The organism is Thermodesulfobacteriota bacterium (assembly GCA_040755095.1).
Lineage (GTDB): Bacteria > Desulfobacterota > Desulfobulbia > Desulfobulbales > JBFMBH01 > JBFMBH01.
The window spans coordinates 1-2,011 of record JBFMBH010000250.1 but is presented as its reverse complement, the minus strand read 5'-3'; the positions used below and the strand labels follow the sequence as shown (position 1 = coordinate 2,011).

General features: G+C 74.4%; 1 protein-coding gene. It reads left to right on the top strand.

Translation table 11 applies throughout. The annotated features are described in order from the left end of the window. Positions 1-90: 90 nt before the first annotated feature. Positions 91-2,011 (top strand): tetratricopeptide repeat protein (locus tag AB1634_19425; protein ID MEW6221684.1); only part of this gene is annotated, 1,921 nt, incomplete at its 3' end.

The following is a 2,011-nucleotide window of genomic DNA, read 5'->3' as shown; positions in this document are numbered from 1 at the left end:
CGGCGCGCCGGCCGCGACTGCGCCGGCCGCGGCCTCGCCCCGCCGCCGCCGGGGCTTTTTGAGCCTGTTGTCCGGCGTGGAGGTGTACCGATGAGCCAGCCCGTCTGCTGCCGCACCAGGCTCCTGGGCCTGGGACTGGCGCTGGTTGTCGCCCTGGCCGGCTGCGCCAGCAAGGAGGAGAAGATCGCCACCTTTCTCGAGCGGGGCCAGCGCCAGGCCGAGGCCGGCAACCTCGACCAGGCGCGGCTGGAGTACCTGAACGTCCTGCAGCTGGATCCCCACCACGGGCCGGCCTTCCTCCGGCTGGGCAAGACCCTGGCCGCCCTGGGCCGCCATGCCCAGGCCATGGACCGGCTCCGGCAGGCCCTGGAGGCGGATCCCGCCCTGGACGAGGCCCGGCTGGAGATGGCCGCCATCCTCACCATGGCGCGCCAGGGGGAGAAGGCCATGGCGAGCCTTGACGCCATCAGGGAGCGGGGCCGCTTCGAGCCGCGGCTGTCCATCGTCACCGCCCAGGCCCACCTGGATCTGGGCCAGCTGCCGGAGGCCATCGCCACCCTGTCGGGGCTTGCCGCCGGGAACAACCGGGATCGGGCCGAGATCGAGGGTCTTTTGGCGATCGCCCACAAGGAGGCTGGCAACGAGACGGCCATGCTGGAGGCGGTGGCCGCCTGGCGGGCCGCCGCGCCCACGGATATCGGCCCTGCCACCTTCCTGGTCCGCCTGGCTGCCGAGCGGCACGACCCCACCGCCGCCCGGGCCGCGGTGGAGGGCTTTGTCGCCGCCAGCCCGGACCGGGAGGCAGCAGCCCTCAAGGCCGCCGCCACCCTGGAGCACTTCGGCTTTGTCGCCGGGGCCAAGTCCGTCCTGGAAGAGGCCCCAGCGACGCCGGTCGTGCTCGAGGCCCGGGCCCGGTTTGCGGTGCGGCACCAGGATTTTGCGGCCGCCGCCGCCGCCCTGGACCAGCTCCTGGCCCAGGCGCCGGACAACGCCAGCGCCCTGGTGCTCCGAATCCGGGTCCATCTCGCCCAGGGGGAGACGGCCAAGGCCCTGAGCCTCGCCGAGCAGGGATTGGCCCGGGTGAGCGCCAAGGAGGATCGGGAGCGGCTGCTGCTGGAAAAGGCGCTCATGAAGGAGGCGGCCGGCGAGCACCCGGCAGCCCAGGCCCTCTGCCAGGAGATCCTGGCCGGCAACCAGGGCAGCCTGGAGGCCCACTTCCTGCTGGGCCGGCTGCTCCTGGCGGCCCGCCAGCCGGAGGCGGCGGAGGTCCACCTCCGGCAGGCAGCGGTTGGCCGGCCCACCGAGACCGAGGCCCAGATCCTGCTCGCCCGCAGCCAGCTCTTCGCCGGCAAGAATGCCCTGGCCCTGGAAACCCTGGACAAGGCCCACAAGGCCCAGCCCAATGATCCGGTGCTGGCCGTGGAGCTGACCCGCCTCCTGGCCGGCCAGGGGCAGGCCGGCCGGGCCAAGGCCGTGCTGGGCGCGGCCCTGGAGCAGGCCCCGGACGCCCTGGCCCTGCGCGCCGCCCGCATCGACCTCCTCCTGGGCCTGAAGGATTTCGTCGCGGCCGAGCAGGATGCCCGGCATCTCCTGGAGACCCAGGGCCAGGAAGCGGCCGGCCTCTTGGCCCTGGGCCGGGTGGCCGAGGCCCGGGGCCAAGAGGCCGAGGCGGCTGCCTGGTACCGCAAGGCCCTGCCCCTGGATCCAGGCTGGCTCGCGGCCATCACCAGCCTCACCGATCTGGAGACGCGCCGGGGCCAAGCCGAGGCCGCCATCGCCACCCTGCAGGAGGTGATTGCCCAGCGGCCGGGCCACCCGGCTCCCCAGTATCTCCTGGGCCTGGCCGCCACCGCCGCCCAGCGGCCGCAAGTGGCGGAGGCAGCCTTCCGCCAGGCCATTGCCGCCAGCCCCCAGCTGGGCCGGGCCTACCGGGGCCTGACCCGCCTGCTGCTTGTGGAGGGCCGGGCCGAGGAGGCCCTGGCCACCGCCCGCCAGGGCTACCAAGAGGAGC